At 67.2% G+C, this 15,749-nt stretch carries 14 protein-coding genes; 8 read left to right on the plus strand and 6 right to left on the minus strand.

The genetic code is table 11. The features are described 5' to 3' along the window. Positions 1-11: 11 nt before the first annotated feature. From efeB to efeU, 3 genes are read right to left on the minus strand one after another with little or no spacing between them, the layout of a single operon-like run. On the minus strand, positions 12-1,301 hold the full coding sequence (efeB, locus tag ACYVDK_RS11455; protein WP_460521779.1) for a Dyp-type peroxidase: 1,290 nt from the start codon (positions 1,299-1,301) through the stop codon (positions 12-14). Then, positions 1,298-2,521, minus strand: a complete 1,224-nt coding sequence (efeO, locus tag ACYVDK_RS11460; RefSeq protein ID WP_460521781.1) for an EfeM/EfeO family lipoprotein — start codon at positions 2,519-2,521, stop codon at positions 1,298-1,300. Before efeO ends, efeB begins: the two co-directional genes overlap by 4 nt. Before the next feature lie 18 nt (positions 2,522-2,539). Further along, complete coding sequence (gene efeU / locus ACYVDK_RS11465; RefSeq protein WP_460521783.1) at positions 2,540-4,174, minus strand: FTR1 family iron permease; 1,635 nt, start codon at positions 4,172-4,174, stop codon at positions 2,540-2,542. A gap of 130 nt (positions 4,175-4,304) precedes the next feature. Between efeU and ACYVDK_RS11470 the strand changes: the two genes are divergently transcribed. The 4 genes from ACYVDK_RS11470 (at position 4,305) to ACYVDK_RS11485 (ending at position 7,690) form a co-directional block, all read left to right on the plus strand. After that, positions 4,305-4,670: a hypothetical protein gene (locus ACYVDK_RS11470; protein WP_460521785.1), complete on the plus strand. Its 366-nt coding sequence runs from the start codon at positions 4,305-4,307 to the stop codon at positions 4,668-4,670. Between the two features lie 120 nt (positions 4,671-4,790). Next, positions 4,791-5,111 (plus strand): ferredoxin, encoded by a 321-nt coding sequence (gene fdxA, locus ACYVDK_RS11475; RefSeq protein ID WP_325454634.1) that lies wholly within the window; start codon positions 4,791-4,793, stop codon positions 5,109-5,111. 16 nt (positions 5,112-5,127) lie between these two features. Beyond that, the gene (gene dapC, locus ACYVDK_RS11480; RefSeq protein WP_460521787.1) at positions 5,128-6,234 is read left to right on the plus strand and encodes a succinyldiaminopimelate transaminase; all 1,107 of its coding nucleotides are present in this window, start codon (positions 5,128-5,130) and stop codon (positions 6,232-6,234) included. A gap of 145 nt (positions 6,235-6,379) precedes the next feature. After that, the gene (locus ACYVDK_RS11485) at positions 6,380-7,690 is read left to right on the plus strand and encodes a type II citrate synthase (protein WP_460521789.1); all 1,311 of its coding nucleotides are present in this window, start codon (positions 6,380-6,382) and stop codon (positions 7,688-7,690) included. Between the two features lie 188 nt (positions 7,691-7,878). Here ACYVDK_RS11485 and ACYVDK_RS11490 read toward each other — a convergent pair whose 3' ends face one another. Both ACYVDK_RS11490 and dapD read right to left on the minus strand, forming a co-directional pair. Continuing rightward, positions 7,879-10,479, minus strand: a complete 2,601-nt coding sequence (locus ACYVDK_RS11490; RefSeq protein WP_460521791.1) for a penicillin acylase family protein — start codon at positions 10,477-10,479, stop codon at positions 7,879-7,881. A 63-nt stretch (positions 10,480-10,542) separates the two neighbouring features. Then, positions 10,543-11,517 (minus strand): 2,3,4,5-tetrahydropyridine-2,6-dicarboxylate N-succinyltransferase, encoded by a 975-nt coding sequence (dapD, locus tag ACYVDK_RS11495; protein WP_460521809.1) that lies wholly within the window; start codon positions 11,515-11,517, stop codon positions 10,543-10,545. Positions 11,518-11,561: 44 nt separating this feature from the next. Between dapD and dapE the strand changes: the two genes are divergently transcribed. From dapE to ACYVDK_RS11510, 3 genes are all read left to right on the plus strand, one after another. Continuing rightward, the gene (gene dapE / locus ACYVDK_RS11500) at positions 11,562-12,632 is read left to right on the plus strand and encodes a succinyl-diaminopimelate desuccinylase (protein ID WP_460521793.1); all 1,071 of its coding nucleotides are present in this window, start codon (positions 11,562-11,564) and stop codon (positions 12,630-12,632) included. Between the two features lie 72 nt (positions 12,633-12,704). Further along, on the plus strand, positions 12,705-13,955 hold the full coding sequence (locus ACYVDK_RS11505) for a hypothetical protein (protein WP_460521795.1): 1,251 nt from the start codon (positions 12,705-12,707) through the stop codon (positions 13,953-13,955). Positions 13,956-14,019: 64 nt separating this feature from the next. Next, positions 14,020-14,193 carry a DUF3117 domain-containing protein gene (locus ACYVDK_RS11510; RefSeq protein ID WP_440294658.1) on the plus strand — a complete coding sequence of 58 codons (174 nt, stop codon included), beginning with the start codon at positions 14,020-14,022 and terminating at the stop codon, positions 14,191-14,193. A 172-nt stretch (positions 14,194-14,365) separates the two neighbouring features. On the opposite strand, the gene ACYVDK_RS11515 is transcribed toward ACYVDK_RS11510, so the two are convergent. Next, positions 14,366-14,998, minus strand: a complete 633-nt coding sequence (locus ACYVDK_RS11515; protein WP_460521797.1) for an O-methyltransferase — start codon at positions 14,996-14,998, stop codon at positions 14,366-14,368. 143 nt (positions 14,999-15,141) lie between these two features. On the opposite strand from ACYVDK_RS11515, the gene ACYVDK_RS11520 reads away from it, so the two are divergent. Further along, entirely contained in the window at positions 15,142-15,480 is a 339-nt protein-coding gene (locus tag ACYVDK_RS11520) for a twin-arginine translocase TatA/TatE family subunit (RefSeq protein ID WP_460521811.1), read from the plus strand. Positions 15,481-15,749 lie beyond the last annotated feature (269 nt).

Here is a 15,749-nt window from a genome sequence, read left to right on the forward strand (position 1 = left end):
TCGGTCGTGGTTCAAGCGAAGAGTTGCTCCGCCAGGAAGTGCCCAGGCTCAGGCGCCGGAGGGACCGCGAACACGGCCGATCCGATGTGCGAGATGTACTCGTTCAGGCGGTCGTACGACCCCAGCCGCGTCTGCAGCTTCACGAAATGCGCCGGATCGTTCATGTAGGCGATGAACATGAGGCCGGCATCCAGCTGCCCGAACTGATTGATGCCGTCGGTGTAGTTGTAGGCGCGGCGGAGGATCTTGAGGCCGTCGTTGTTCTCATGAGCGGCGAGCGCGACGTGCGAGTTCTGGGCGATGACATGCGCGCCGTCCGCAGTCTTGGCGAAGTCCGGGGTGTCGAACTCCTTCGTGCCGGTCAGCGGTGCGCCCCCGGACTTGCTGCGGCCGAAGACGGCCTGCTGATCTCCGATGCGATCGGCATCCCAGATCTCGATGTTCATCTGGATCTTGCGGGCGACCTGGTAACTGCCGCCCGACATCCACCCGGCGTCGGGATCGAGCCAGACGAAGTCGCGGTATTCGTCGTCGGTGCGGATGTTGCGAGTGCCGTCCTTGAACCCCATCAGGTTGCGAGGCGTGGTCTGGTTGGCGCCAGCTGAGGCGCGTCCGAAGCCCATCACGGTCCAGCGGGTGCTCACGGTGCCGCGGCCCATGCGGGCGAGATCGCGGATGGCGTGGTAGGCCACTTGTGGGTCCTCCGCGCACGCCTGCAGGCTCAGGTCGCCGCCGGTGAACTCCTTCTGCAGGTTGTCGCTGGCGAGTTCGGGAAGGTGGTCGAGCAGCTTCGGCTTCTTGGCGGCCAGTCCGAACCGGTCGTCGAAGACGCCGGGCCCGAGTCCGAGCGTGACGGTGAGGGCGTTCGGGCTGAGGTCGGCCGCCTCGCCGGTGTCCTGCGGTACGGCGCCCGGACGGGTGGGCTCTACGAGGCCGACCGGCTTGCCCTGCATGAGCTGCGCGATACCGGCCGACCACCTCGCGAACAGCGACTGGAGATCTGTCGCCGTGCTGCCGGCATCCACGTCGAACGTCATGTAGACGCAGTGCCGTTGCGGCTCGGTGCGGATGCCCGCCTGGTGCCCTCCGCCGTAGAACGGGTAGCTCAGTGCCGCATCGAGCGCATCGCCCTGGTCTTTCGGCGTCAGCGCCTGCACGGCGAGTGTGCCTCCCACACCGCCCAGCGCACCGACCGCGAGGCTGCCGGCACCCATGGCGAACAGTCCGCGGCGACTGAGGCGCGACGATTCGTCAGGCTTCGGGGCTGCGGCCTCTTCCTGAGCTTCGGACGCATCGGTCATTGCGCGGTCGCGACCTTCTCGGCAAGGCGGGAGAGCGGGTCCTGCAGGGCCTGCACCGCCTGGCTGAGCGTGTTCGCGTCGCTCGCGCGGAGCTCGGCCGTGTAAGTCTTGTAGCCGCCGATCGCGGACGGGTCGCGATACGCGTCTAGCATGTCGTTCACCTTCTCGAACTGCTTCGCGATCTGTGCCGTGAGGCCCGAGTCGATCTTCGTCAGCCCGGGCTTGAGGTACTCGAACGCCTGCTGCGACCCCTCGACGTTCGCAGCGAAGTCGACGAGGTCGGTGTGGCTGTAGGCCTCCTCCTCGCCTTTGATCTTCGACGACTGAACCTCTTCGAGCAGCCCCGCTGCTCCGTTGGCGAGGTCTTCCGGCTTGTAGCTCAGCGACTTCGCGAGACCGGTGAGCGTGGTGACGTTCTTCTGAAGCTCGGCAGCGAGCTGCTTGGTGCTCTCAGTGATCGCACCGTTCTGCCAGAGGTCGCGTTCGATGGCGTGAAAGCCGTGCCAGCCGACGGAGCTGTCGAGGTTCGATGCCCGCATGTCGATCAGGTAGTCCAGGTTGCCGGCGTTGTCGTTCGCCTTCGTGCCGGGCAGGACGAAGCCGTCGACATCGGACTCGATGCGTTCGTAGAACGGACGCGCCTTTCCGTATGCCTGTTCCGCGGCGGTGACGTCGCCCGAATCGACCGCCGATTTGAGAGCGGCGACACCCTGCACGAGGCCGGCGAGCTGATCGTCGACATAACCCGCGTATGCCGTCGCCCCCTGCTTCAGCAGGGTCTGCACACTCCCGTCCTTCGGGCTGGCGGCCTTTCCGGTGACCGTGAACGGTATGTTCTCGTTCCTGCCGCCAGGGCAGTAGAGCGTGTAGGTGCCGCCGCCGAGGGTGAGCGTGAAGCTCACCGGCTTCAGGCCTGGTGCGAGGTTCTCCTTCTCGCCGATGATCCGCTGGTCGCTCTGCAGTTCGACCTCGGTGATGCCTGTGGCGCTCTCGTTGCGAACGGTGAACGTGATCGGACCTGCCGGGGCGGAGGCGTGGTCCATGGTGCAGGCATCCGCCGATCCGTCGTTCGCCAGAGTGATCTTCACCTGCGATGCACCGGAGGCGGACGGCTTGGTCGCGGAATCGTCGGCGGCGCATCCGGCGAGCAGGAGCGTGGTGCTCACCACCGCTGCGACTGTCGTGCCGATGCTGACGCGACGACGGCTGCTGGGTTGCATTCGGTGTACTCCAGTGGGTCAGGACGCCGTCGGTCGTGCGACGTCGCTCGGGGGTGTGCTCTGGGCGGCATGCGGAGTGCCAGACGGGATGCCAGGCACGGCCGCATGTGAATCTGTCGCCGACAACGAATCGGCAGCCTGCGAATCGGCGGCCTGCGAGAGAGTGCGCCGCGCACGGATGCCTCGCGCGGCGAGCACGATCGCGGCGATCGCGAAGACGAGCGGCAGCCACAGCTTCCACAGCACCGCTTCGCGAGCGGATGCCTGTGCCGCGGCGATCGCGTCGCGTGACACCGCGACGGTCCCGGGCTTGACGGCCCAGGTGCCGCGACCGTCGTCGACGGCGAACGACCGCGGGGCCGCCAGGCCGCCACCTGTGATCGTGACGACCGTGCGCGCGTGGCGTGCGGCATCCACGAGTCCGTCGCCGAAGGTGTAGACCGCCACAGACGTGGTCGTCGTCCAGGACGCCGAGTAGGGGCCGGGTGCGCGCACGGGGTCGATGCCCACCGGAATGCGGCCGCCGTTCAGCTTCACCAGAGCGTCGAGGCCAAGAGAGCCCGGACGTGCGGCGGGATGCGTGATCGTGGTGGACGCCCATGCCCGGTTCGCGCCGTCGTGCGAGGTCGGTGTCGGCCCGGTGAGCGGGAAGGAACCGGTGCCCTGTTTCGTCACCACGAGTCGTGCGCGGTCGCCCTGCGACTGGAAGTGGGCGACACCGCCGTTCGTAAGTGGGACGACCGTGGCGAGGTCGGGACGAGACCCCAGTGGCACGGCGACCGCGAGCACGATCGCAGCTGCTCCGAGGACGGCAGCCGAGACGAGCATCGCTCGCGGCACGGCACGGCCGGTGAGCTTCAGCCGCTTCGGCCACAGGGAGTATGCCAGCACGGGCGCCACGTAGAGCACCCAGCCGAGCACCTCGATGACCCGCGGGTCGGCGGGTATGCCGAGCACGCCGGTGATCAGCGCGGCCTGCACCGAGCCAGGGGGAGCGAGCCAGGAGAGGTCGACCGTGCGCTGCTGCCCGAACGAGATCCAGCCGGCCTCGTGCGCGGTTCGCAGCGTCGTGACGACGAGCCCACCGGCGACGAAGACGAGGAAGACACCGGTGACGGTGAAGAACCGCGAGAGGTTCAGCCGCACACCGCCGGTGTAGAGGCCGATGCCGATCGCAACCGCTGCCGCGATGCCGATCACAGCACCGAGTGCCGCGGCGCCGGCGCTGGTCGATGCCTGGAACGTCGCCAGCAGGAAGACGGAGGTCTCGAATCCCTCCTTGAGCACCGCGAGGAACGCCATGCCCGCCAGTGCCCAGGTCGTTCCCGAGCCGAGGGCGGCGGCCGCCTCCCGCTCCAGCTCCTTCTTCATGGCGCGGGAGTTCTTCTTCATCCAGACGATCATCGTGGTGACGAAGACCACGGCGATGGCGCCGATGATCGCTTCCATGCCCTCCTGCGCGGCCTGGGGAAGGCTCGCCTCGATCGCCTGCAGGATGACGCCGACGGCGATGCTGAGCGCCAGTGCGGCCGAGACTCCGAACCACATGGGTTTCAGCGACGCCCCGTTGCGCTTGAGGAACGCGGCGATGATGCCGACGATGAGCGCGGCCTCGAGGCCTTCGCGAAGGCCGATGACCAGGGTTGCGAGCACAGCGAAGCCTTCGGATTGTGTGGTGGGATTTCGGTAAGGCTAACCTTACCTGGATCGACTGTAAGGGCGAGAGGCTCGGGCTGTCCACTCGTTCGTCACGCTGGATGCGTGCCGGCCGTAATATGGCGCCATGTTGCTGCGCGTGCTCACCGCCGTGATCCTCGGCATCGTCGGGCTCGTCTTCGGCATGCTCGGCACGGTGGTGCACAGCGCCACGATTGGCTCCTGGCAGGCGCCGTGGGGCATCGTGGTCGCGTTGCTCGCGCTCGCCTGCCTGCTGGCCGGGATCCGGCTTCTGGGCGCCGGTCGCCTCTACGCGGCTTGTGCCGCGCTCGGCGCCCTTGTCGCGATCGCCGTGCTGTCGCAGCGGAGTTTCGGCGGATCCGTGCTCATCACGAACGGTGTGCTGGGCTGGATCTGGATGGCCGGTGCCGTCGCGATCGCGCTGCTCGCGGTCCTGTGGCCGGGTGATCGCAGGCGCGTGCAGGCCTCCTGAGCCGGGGCATCCGCCCCACCCACCGTCCGTGTCGCTCCGTGTCGACGCATCGTCTGGCGGCTGCGGACAACGCCCTAGACTGGCATGGCGCTCAAGAAGCCCGAGAGGAGCCAGTGGACCGTGACCTATGTCATCGCCCTGCCGTGCGTGGACGTCAAAGACAGAGCCTGTGTCGACGAATGCCCGGTGGACTGCATCTATGAGGGCGAGCGCACGCTGTACATCCACCCCGACGAGTGCGTCGACTGCGGCGCCTGCGAGCCGGTCTGTCCGGTCGAGGCGATCTATTACGAAGACGACCTGCCCGAGGTGTGGAGCGACTACTACCGCGCGAACGTGGAGTTCTTCGACGACATCGGATCGCCCGGCGGTGCGGCCAAGGTGGGCGTGATCCCGAAGGACCACCCACTGGTGGCGGCGCTTCCGCCGCAGAACCACTGAACCGCGGAACAGGCACGTGACCCGGCCCGACCTGCCCGACTACCCGTGGGACCTCGTGGCGCCGTTCGCGGAACGCGCCCGCAGGCATCCTGACGGCATCGTCGACCTCTCGATCGGCTCGCCGGTCGACCCGACGCCGGAACCGGTGCGCCGGGCGCTGGCCGAGTCGACGGATGCTCATGCCTACCCCCAGACGGCCGGTACCGCTGAGTTGCGCGACGCCATCGTGTCGTGGTTCGAGCGACGCAGGGGAGTGCAGGGCCTCACGGGTGCGAACGTGCTGCCCACCATCGGATCCAAGGAACTCGTCGCCCTCCTTCCTGTGCTGCTCGGGCTGGGGCCGGGCGACGTGGTCGTGCACCCGCGGGCGGCGTACCCGACGTACGCGATCGGGGCGGCGATCGTGCAGGCGACGCCGGTGGCATCCGACGATCCGGCCGAGTGGCCGGAGAGCACGCGGCTGGTCTGGCTCAACTCTCCCGGCAACCCTGACGGGCGTGTGCTCGACGAGCACTTCCTGCGCGCTGCTGTGCTGCGGGCACGTGAATTGGGTGCCGTGATCGCGAACGACGAGTGCTACGCCGAGTTGGGCTGGGAGGGGCGGTGGGCTCGCGAGCCGGTGCCGAGCATCCTTGATCCACGTGTCGTGGCCGACGACGTGTCGGGTGTTCTGTCGGTGTACTCGCTGAGCAAGCAGTCCAACATGGCCGGCTACCGGGCGGCGTTCGTGGCGGGCGATCCGGCGCTGATGGCCAGGCTCCTCACCCTGCGCAAGCATGCCGGGCTGATGCTTCCGGCACCCTTGCAGAGCGCAATGGTGGTTGCGCTCGGCGACGACGAGGCCGTCCGCGAGCAGGTCGAGCGCTATCGGCGCCGCCGCGAAGCGCTGAAGCCGGCGCTGCAGGAGTCGGGCTTCCGCATCGATCACAGCGAGGCGGGGCTTTACCTCTGGGCGACAGCCGGCGAGGATGCCTGGAGCACGATGGGCAGGCTGGCCGGCGTAGGCGTCCTGGCCGGTCCTGGCGTCTTCTACGGCAAGTTCTTCCCGCAGCACGTGCGCTTCTCGCTCACGGCCACCGACGAGCGGATCGATTCAGCAGCCGAACGACTCGCCACGCTCTGAGACAGCGCAGAGGAAGACATCCAGTCGCCCCTTTTGCGGTTTCATTGCGCCGAAAGGAGCGGTCGTTGGTGGGTACGACAGTGGACCACCTTTGCCCGTAGGCTGTACTGGCACGAAGTTCGGCGGTGACTGTGAGGAGGCTCGAGTGAACGCAGGTGGTCACGACGGAGGGGACGGCGACACGCGAGCCACTCTGACGTACCCGGGCGGTACAGCCGAGTTCCCGATCCTGCGCAGCGTCGACGGTGCCTCGAGCATCGACATCTCGACGCTCGCCAAGCAGACCGGCCTCACCTCGCTCGACTACGGTTTCGTGAACACCGCGGCAACCCGCTCGGAGATCACGTTCATCGACGGCGATGCGGGCATCCTTCGCTATCGCGGGTATCCGATCGAGCAGCTCGCGGCGAACTCGACATTCCTCGAGGTGGCCTGGCTGCTCATCCACGGGGAGCTGCCCACCCCCGACGAACTCGGCGACTTCGACGAGCGCATCCGCCGTCACACCCTGCTGCACGAAGACCTGCGCAGCTTCTTCGGCGCGCTGCCGCACGACGCGCACCCGATGTCGGTGCTCTCCAGCGCGGTCTCGGCGCTCGGCACGTTCTACCAGGACTCGCTGAGCATCAGCGACCCCGAGGCGGTGGAGCTCTCCACGATCCGGCTGCTCGCCAAGCTGCCCGTGATCGCTGCCTACGCGCACAAGAAGAGCCTCGGGCAAGCGTTCCTCTATCCGGACAATTCACTGAGCTTCGTCGACAACTTCCTGCGGCTCAACTTCGGCACGCTGGCGGAGCCTTATGAGGTGAACCCGACGGTGTCGCAGGCGCTGGAGCGCCTGCTCATCCTGCACGCGGATCACGAGCAGAACGCGTCGACCTCGACGGTGCGACTCGTCGGGTCGACCCAGGCGAACCTGTTCGCGTCGGTCTCAGCCGGCATCAACGCGCTCTACGGTCCGCTGCACGGCGGTGCGAACGAGGCGGTGCTCGACATGCTGGCGAGAATCCGCGACTCGGGCGAGAGCGTGCACCGCTACGTCGAGCGCGTGAAGAACAAGGAAGACGGCGTGCGCCTGATGGGCTTCGGCCACCGGGTGTACAAGAACTACGATCCACGCGCGAAGCTCGTCAAGGAGAGCGCCGACGCCGTGCTGCAAGACCTCGGCGTGCACGACCCGCTGCTCGACATCGCCAAGGAGCTCGAGCAGATCGCCCTCGACGACGACTACTTCAGCCAGCGCAGGCTCTACCCGAACGTGGACTTCTACACGGGTGTCATCTACAAGGCGATGGGCTTCCCGACACGCATGTTCACCGTGCTGTTCGCGATCGGTCGCCTGCCGGGATGGATCGCGCACTGGCGCGAGCTGAACGCGGACACCGCAACGAAGATCGGCCGCCCGCAGCAGCTCTACGTGGGCGAGGCGGAACGGGACTACCCGGCAGGGAGCTGAGCGGGTTTCAGGACCGACCAAGGGGCGGGTCCTGCACGGGGCCTTCCGCCCAATTCAGGACAGCAAACGCTTTCTCCTAGTGCCTTGATCGCGGTGACCGCTTACAGCCTGAATTGCGTCGACGGAGCAGAGAAGTCGACGCAGCGGAGGTCTGGGGCGGGCGAGCGGTGCTCGCCCGTGTGCGGGGACTACGCAGCCGGGATCAGTGTCAGGGTGTCCTGCGTTGACTTCGCGACGGCATCCGGGCTGAACGCCCACGTTCGCGTTCTGTTGTTCTGCCAGAGCGTGGTCTGGTCCGCATAGTGCGGGTTGAACGCGTGCCCCGAGTCGCCGGTGAGGTTGATCCAGGTGGAGTGGTCGAAGTCGCTCAGGTCGACCACCTGGCGCATCGATGGCACCCAGTTCACCTGGTAACCCTGCGAGGCGTCCCAGCCGACGGCATCCACCACGGATGACGCGCCGCCCAGCTTGTACGGCCCCCGGTTGAACAGCCACTCGATCGGCGCGATGCCTGACTCGCCGAAGCTCTGATTCGTGATTTCGAGCGTGTGGATGTCTCCCCATTTCCATTCAGACATCTCAGGACCCATGAGCTTCACGGCCTCGTGGTACGCCTGATCGGCCGCATACGCGAACATCTCGTCGCGGTCGGTCACGCCGAGACCGTCGTCGACCCACCACGAGGAGTCCTTCTCCTTTGCGAGAGCGTCGACGACCTGGAACCATCGGTCGCCGCCCACCGGTGCAGCACCTGCCGGGAGCTTTCGGGCGAACGCGTCGTGCAGCAGGTTGCGCCAGAAGATGTTGAAGTAGGCTGCAGCGGCGCTGTCTTCGTCGTCGCGGTAATTCCAGTGCTGGAGCAGATCGACGGCGCGCCGCGTTCCGGGGTTGAGTGCGACGGTCTTCAGAATCGGGACGAGCGCCGCCGCGTTGGCGTCGTAGGTGTCTGCATCGATCTTGGACATGTCGGACGACGTGATCTTCCGCCCCGACGCGATCAGCTTCTCGAGGTCGGCGGTGATGCGGTCGGCGCGATAGCCGGCATCCCAGTCCTTCGTGAGATTGGATGAGAAGTCCGGACCGACCGCGGCATTGTTCGCGGTGACGATGAACCCGCTCGACGGGTTGTACACGCTGGGCAACTGGTCGAACGGGATATAGCCGCTCCAGCCGTATGCGCTCGACCAGCCGGGAGTGATCGTGGTGCCGTCGCCCTGCTTGCGGATCGGGATCACGCCCGGCGCCTGGTAGCCGATGTTCCCTTTCGTGTCGGCGTAGAGCAGGTTCTGCGCCGGCACGGCGAACTGGCGGGCGGCGTCGCGGAAGCCCTGCCAGTCGGTGGCCTTGTCGAGGGTGAAGAGAGACTCAGCGGTCGTGCCCGGAGTGAGCGCGGTCCATTCCAGCGAGAGGGCGTACTTGCCGCCCGGAGTGTCGCCGACCGGCCTCTGGTGGCTCTTCACGATCGTGTCGTAGTCGCCTCCCGAGACGATCGGGCCGTGAATCGTGGACCGCACCGTGATGGTCACGGGCTTTCCGCCGGCAACCTTGATCGTCTCCTTGCGCGTGGTGAAGGGAAGCACCTGTCCGTCGTATTCGTAGCCTTTCCCGCTCAGCCTCTCCAGGTAGAGGTCGGTGACGTCAGGACCGAGGTTCGTGAAGCCCCATGCGATGTGGTCGTTGTGTCCGATCACCACCCCAGGCAGCCCCGAAAAGCTGAACCCCGCGACGTCGAACGGGCAGGATGCGCTCACGTGCGCGCAATGCAGCCCTACCTGGTACCAGATGCTCGGAGCGGCCGGCCCCAGGTGCGGGTCGTTCGAGAGCAGCGGCTTGCCCGTTGCCGTGTGCGAGCCGGCGACGACCCACGAGTTGGAGCCGATGTCGTCGCTGTTGATCCCGAGAAGTGCCGGTACCTCGGCGGCGGACGTCTGCACCTGTGACGCGAGCGTCGCGATGTCGTGTGCCGAGGCATCCGCGCTCCTACCGGAGGCCGATGGTCCGGAGCCGAGCAGTGCGGCTGCCGAAGGTGCGGAATCCGCAGGGTCGACTCGCGTGGCGTCTCCGCCGCCGGCATCCGTGATCGTCGGATGCGACGAGTACGGGTATTGCGGATGCAGTTGAGCGATCTGGTCGGGGGAGAGCTTCGTGGCGAGCAGCGCACGGTCGAGCTCGTCCCCGAGGTTGGATCGCAGGTCCCATGCCATCGCCTTGAGCCATGAGACCGAGTCGACCGGCGTCCACTTCTCCGGCGTGTAGCCCGGAGTCTGGAGCCCCAACACCGCGTACTCGAGGGAGATGTCGGCGCCCTTGTGGTCTTTCAGGTACGCGTTCACGCCGTCTGCGTACGCCTGATAGTACGAGAGCGAGGTGGGGTCGAGGTTCTTGACCTCTTGTTCGGCGACTCGCCGCCAGCCCAGCGTGCGGATGAACTCGTCTGTGCCGATCTGGCTCGTGCCGAAGAGCTCGCTCAATCGCCCTGCCGTGACGTGTCGGCGAAAATCCATCTCCCAGAACCGGTCCTGTGCGTGCACGTAACCCTCGGCCAGGAACAGGTCGTGCGTGTTGGACGCCGTGATCTGCGGGATGCCCGCGTTGTCGCGTCGGACCTGAACCTGAGCCTTCAGGCCGGGAATCGAGATACCACCGGTGGTCTGCGGGAACGAGCGAGTGACCGTCCAGAAGCCGAGCACGCCTACGATCACGGCAAGCGTCACGATGATGGCGAGCAGAATTCCCAGAAGGCGCCAGAACGGATGCCGTCGGATCAGGCGGGGTGCATCGGTGCCCACACATCACTCCTTCGTGTCGCCCTCGCCATGCTATCGGGGGCAGGAGCCGGGACGGGGATCGCCCTATGCGTGCAGCGTCGCGTTGAGACGGATGCCCTCACCGCGGCGCTGCAGCACCTCGACGGCTCCAGTCAGCGAGTTGCGACGGAACAGCAGGTTCGGCATGCCGGAGAGCTCGACGGCCTTCACGGTCTGGGGTCGGCCCGCGGCATCCGGAGCGGATCCGACGACCACGACCTTCGTGCCCGCGGTGACGTACAGGCCGGCCTCGACGACGCAGTCGTCGCCGATCGAGATGCCGATGCCGCTGTTCGCGCCGAGCAGCGAGCGCTCGCCGATGGCGACGCGCTGCGTTCCGCCGCCGGAGAGCGTGCCCATTATCGAGGCGCCACCGCCGATGTCGGATCCGTCGCCCACGACGACACCCTGCGAGACGCGTCCCTCGATCATCGAGGCGCCCAGCGTGCCCGCGTTGTAGTTCACGAAGCCCTCGTGCATCACGGTGGTTCCGGGGGAGAGGTGGGCGCCGAGACGCACCCGAGAGGCATCCGCGATGCGCACGCGGTCGGGCACGACGTAGTCGAGGAGTCGCGGGAACTTGTCGATGCCGCCGGCCTGGATGCCCCCTCGCTGCAGCGAGGGCCGCAGGCGCGCGTAGTCGTCGGGGTGCATCGGGCCCGCGTTCGTGAACGCCACGATCGGCAGGTGGGCGAAGAGGCCGTCCAGGCTGATCGCGTTCGGGCGCACGAGGAGGTGGGAGAGCAGGTGCAGCCGCAGGTAGGCATCCGGTGTGCTGCCGATCGTCGCGCTCAGGTCGATCTCGACCGCGCGGGCATCCACGCGTACGTTGCGCCGGGCATCCTCTCCGGTGGCGGCTTCGAGCTCGGCCGGCACGATCCACGGCTCCCGGCCGGCGGGCATTCGACCCAGTTGCGGCTCCGGATACCAGGTGTCGAGCACCGTGCCGTCGCCGGCGACCGTGACCAGGCCGTATCCCCAGGCGTGGGTCGCTACGGTCGACGGGGCGTCGGCGGGCATGGCGGCATCGGCGGAGGCTGCGGGCATGGCTCTAGATTAGTGGGGTGCCTCTGGACCTCACGGCCGGCCCGGTCGACCTCACCCGTACCATCTGCGACATCGAATCCGTCTCGGGGAACGAGAAGCAGTTGGCGGATGCCATCGAGCACGCCGTGCGTGCTCTCGACCATCTCGAGGTCACCCGGGTCGGGAACAACATCGTCGCCCGCACGAACCTGGGCCGCGAGAAACGCGTCGCCATCGCCGGCCACATCGACACCGTTCCGGTGCACGACAACCTGCCCACACGGTTCGAGACCCTTGCAGGCGTGGACTACCTGTGGGGGCGCGGCACGGTCGACATGAAGGCCGGAGCGGCCGTGCAGCTCTCGCTCGCGCCGCAGCTGGTCGATCCGCGCTACGACATCACGTGGCTCTGGTACGACAACGAGGAGGTCTCCTCCGACCTGAATGGCCTCCGGCGGCTCTCCGTCGAGCGGCCTGACCTCGTCGAGGCGGATTTCGCCATCCTGGGCGAGCCCAGCGGGGGAGAGGTCGAGGGCGGCTGCAACGGAACGCTCCGGGTCGACGTGCGAACCACCGGCCTGCGCGCGCATTCGGCACGCCCCTGGGTCGGGGACAACGCGATCCACAAGGCTGCGCCCGTTCTGCAGACCCTCGCCCGCTACACGCCGCGGGAAGTGCACGTGGACGGGCTCGTGTACCGCGAGGCCCTGAATGCCGTGCTGATCAGCGGGGGCGTTGCCACCAACGTCATCCCCGACGAGTGCGTCGTGCACGTGAACTACAGGTTCGCGCCCAGCAGGTCAGGCGAAGAGGCGGTGCAGATCGTGCGCGACCTGTTCGGCGAGCACCACGTCACGGTCGTCGACCTCGCCGAAGGCGCACGTCCGGGGCTGGACACGCCGTTCGCGCAGGAGTTCCTGTCGGCGGTGGGCGCGACGGCAAGGCCGAAGTACGGGTGGACGGATGTCGCGCGATTCGCCGCACTCGGCATCCCCGCCGTCAACTACGGGCCCGGCGACCCGTTGAAGGCGCATGCGGATGACGAGCGCGTGGCGCTGTCGGAGATCGTGGCCTGCGAACAGGGTCTGCGCCGCTGGCTCACGGCCTGATGACGCGACCCTGTGACGACGACGCTGTGACGACAACACCGTGACGACGACGATGACGCCGATGGGCTCGCGGTGACGGGCGCCGACACCGGCTACCTGGTGCTGAGACCGAGAATGCTGCCTGCGAGCATCCGTCTGCGTTATCGCCTCACGCCGTGGTGGGTGAAGGTCATCGTCGTCTATCTGCTCGCACGGCTGGTGAGCACGGTGATGCTCCTCGTGCTGGCGAGCGTGCAAGGCCCCAATCCGTGGACCGGCGCTCATCCCGGGTACTTCGACTACGCGTCCATCTGGGACGGCCGCTGGTACGACATCGTCGCGGAGGCCGGGTATCCGAAGGCCCTTCCGATCGGCGCAGACGGCACCGTGCAGCAGAACGCGTGGGCGTTCCTGCCGGCCTACCCGTTCCTGGTGCGCCTGGTCATGACGATCACGTTCTTGCCGTGGTCGCCGGCCGCAGTGCTCGTCTCGTTCGGCTTCGGGCTCGGCGCCGCCCTCGTGTTCTACCGGCTGATGGCCCTGCGCCTGCCAGGGGCGACGAGCCTCTTCGCGACCGTGATCTTCTGCGTCGGTCCTACGTCGCCGCTCTTCCAGCTCGCGTACGCCGAGTCGATGTACCTGTTCTTCCTCATGCTGGCGCTGTACCTGCTGCTCAGACGTCGGTACTGGTGGATGCTCGCCCCCGTGCTCGTGATGGCCTTCACACGTCCCAGTGGGCTGGCCTTCGCCCTCGCGATGGGCTTCCACGTGGTGTACCGCTGGGTGGTGCGGCGGCGCGACGGCTTTTCGCTGCGGGAGCGCGTGGCATCCGTTGTCGTCATGGTCGTCGCGGGTGCGTCGGGGATCGCGTGGCCCGCGATCGCTGGCCTGGTCACCGGAGTTCCCGATGCGTACACCGCGACGGAGCTGTCGTGGCGCGCCGACTACATCGGGCATGTGCACCTCATACCGTTCACCCCGTGGGTCCAGGCCGCCCAATGGTGGTTCGGCCTGTTCCTGCAGACCTCGCCCTGGCTGGGCTACATCACGCTCGCGACGGTGGTCGCGCTGTTCGGCATCTGGATGTTCGCGCCGTCGGTGCGCAGGCTCGGCGTCGATCTGCGTTTCTGGTCGGTCGCCTACGCGCTGTACCTGCTGGCGGTGTTCTTTCCGCAGTCCAGCACGTTCCGGCTGCTGGCGCCGATGTCGCCTCTGGCCGGCGCGATCGCTTCACCGAAGAGCAGAACCTATCGGATTGTGGTCGTCGTGCTCTGCCTCGCACTGCAGTGGGGATGGCTGCTCGTGTGCTGGGGTGTGGACGGTCTGGACTGGTCACCGCCGTGAGGCGATTTCCCAGCAGTTCATCAGATGTCGGATAATAGAGGGACATCCACGAAAGGGGAGCTACATGGCGGCCATGAAGCCGAGAACCGGAGACGGACCCATGGAGGCTGTGAAGGAGGGGCGCCTCATCATCGTGCGCGTCCCCCTTGAAGGTGGAGGCCGGCTCGTCGTCTCGGTCAATGACGCCGAGGCTCAGGAGCTTCACGATGTGCTCGGAGCGGTCATTTCGGGCAGCTGACGCCTGCGCAACAAAGCACCACACGAACGAGAGCGGATGCCTGTGGGCATCCGCTCTCGTTCTGCGTGCGCCCCGCGAGTGAAGGGCCCCGCGAGTGACGGCGCCCACGAGTGAAGGCCCGCGTGTGAAGGGCTGAGAGTGAAGGGCTGAGAGTGAAGGGCTGAGAGTCGGCTCAGTCGCCGAGTTTGGTGAGCTGAAGCAGACCGTCGCCCACCGTGCTCAGCGCGCTGACGACGGCAGGCGACGCGGCGATCTCGGTGACGAGCGTGCGGAAGCCGGTGGTCACCTCGTCGCGTTGAGCGGGGTCGGCGACCCTGCCCTTCCACAGGGCGTGCGCGACGAGCACCGTGCCTCCCGGACGCGCCAGGCGCAGCGCGTGCTCGACGTACTCGATCGCGCCGGCGGGGTCCGCGTCGACGAACACGATGTCGTACGCGTTCTCGTTCATCCTCGGAAGCACGTCCCGGGCACGGCCGGTGATCAGCCGAACGCGGGCAGGCTGGATGCCCGCCTCGGTGAAGTTGGATCTGGCACTGTGCAGATGGTCGGGTTCGACGTCGATCGAGGTGAGCGTGGCCGAGGATCCACCGCGCAGCAGCCACAGGCCGGACACCCCGACGCCGGTGCCCACCTCGAGGATGCTGGTGGCCCTCGACGCGGCGGCGATCACGGCGGACTGCGCACCGATCGCCGGCGCGACGGGTTCGACGCCGACCTCGAGGGACTGCGCCCTCGCCGCCTGAATCGATTCCGGTTCGGCGACGATATCGTTCGCGAACTTCCAGCTCTGATCGTGAAGTGACACGCAGGCTCCTTCCTCGGGCTCAACACTACGGCCATGCAGGCCGGGTTCCCGGCTGCCGCGCTCAGGGCATGAGGAGCCGTGCGGTGGGTAACGAGATGGTGATGACGCATCCAGTGTGCAGCCGCTCGGGTTACTCTTTACGGGTGTTCGGTTTGACCATGGAGAAGCTGGTGATCATCGCGGTGATCGCCGTGTTTCTCATCGGACCCAATCGGTTGCCGAAATACGCCGCCATGCTGGGGCAGTGGGCGCGCAATCTGAGAAACCTGGCCACCAACGCGACCGAGAAGATGCGCGAGGAACTGGGGCCCGAGTTCGATGACGTCGACTGGCGCAAGCTCGATCCCCGGCAATACGATCCGCGCCGCATCATCCGTGACGCCCTGCTCGAAGATGAGCCGGCTCCCACGCTGAGCAGGCCGGCCAAATCCACGCGGCTCGACGACGGGGCGCTGCCTCCGTTCGACAGCGAAGCGACCTGATTCCCGCGGGGCCGCGGGCGCCGTTCCTGGCGCCGCCGCATCCGTCCACCGAGTGCCTGCTGACAGAGCTACCCGCGTGGTGGAGCCGCGGTAGGTGCTGTCCGAAAGCCGCATCCGTTCACTGAGCGAGCGTCAGTGAGTCGAAGTTCGGTTCCGGCTGCGCACGCTGGAGCGGAAAACGCACGATCGGTCGGACGCTTCTAGTTGTACCCGGCCAGGACGTTGGTGGCGGCGAGCCTGGTTGAACGAACGAGAACCTCCGAGTGGGA

It is taken from the genome of Humibacter antri (assembly GCF_054777235.1).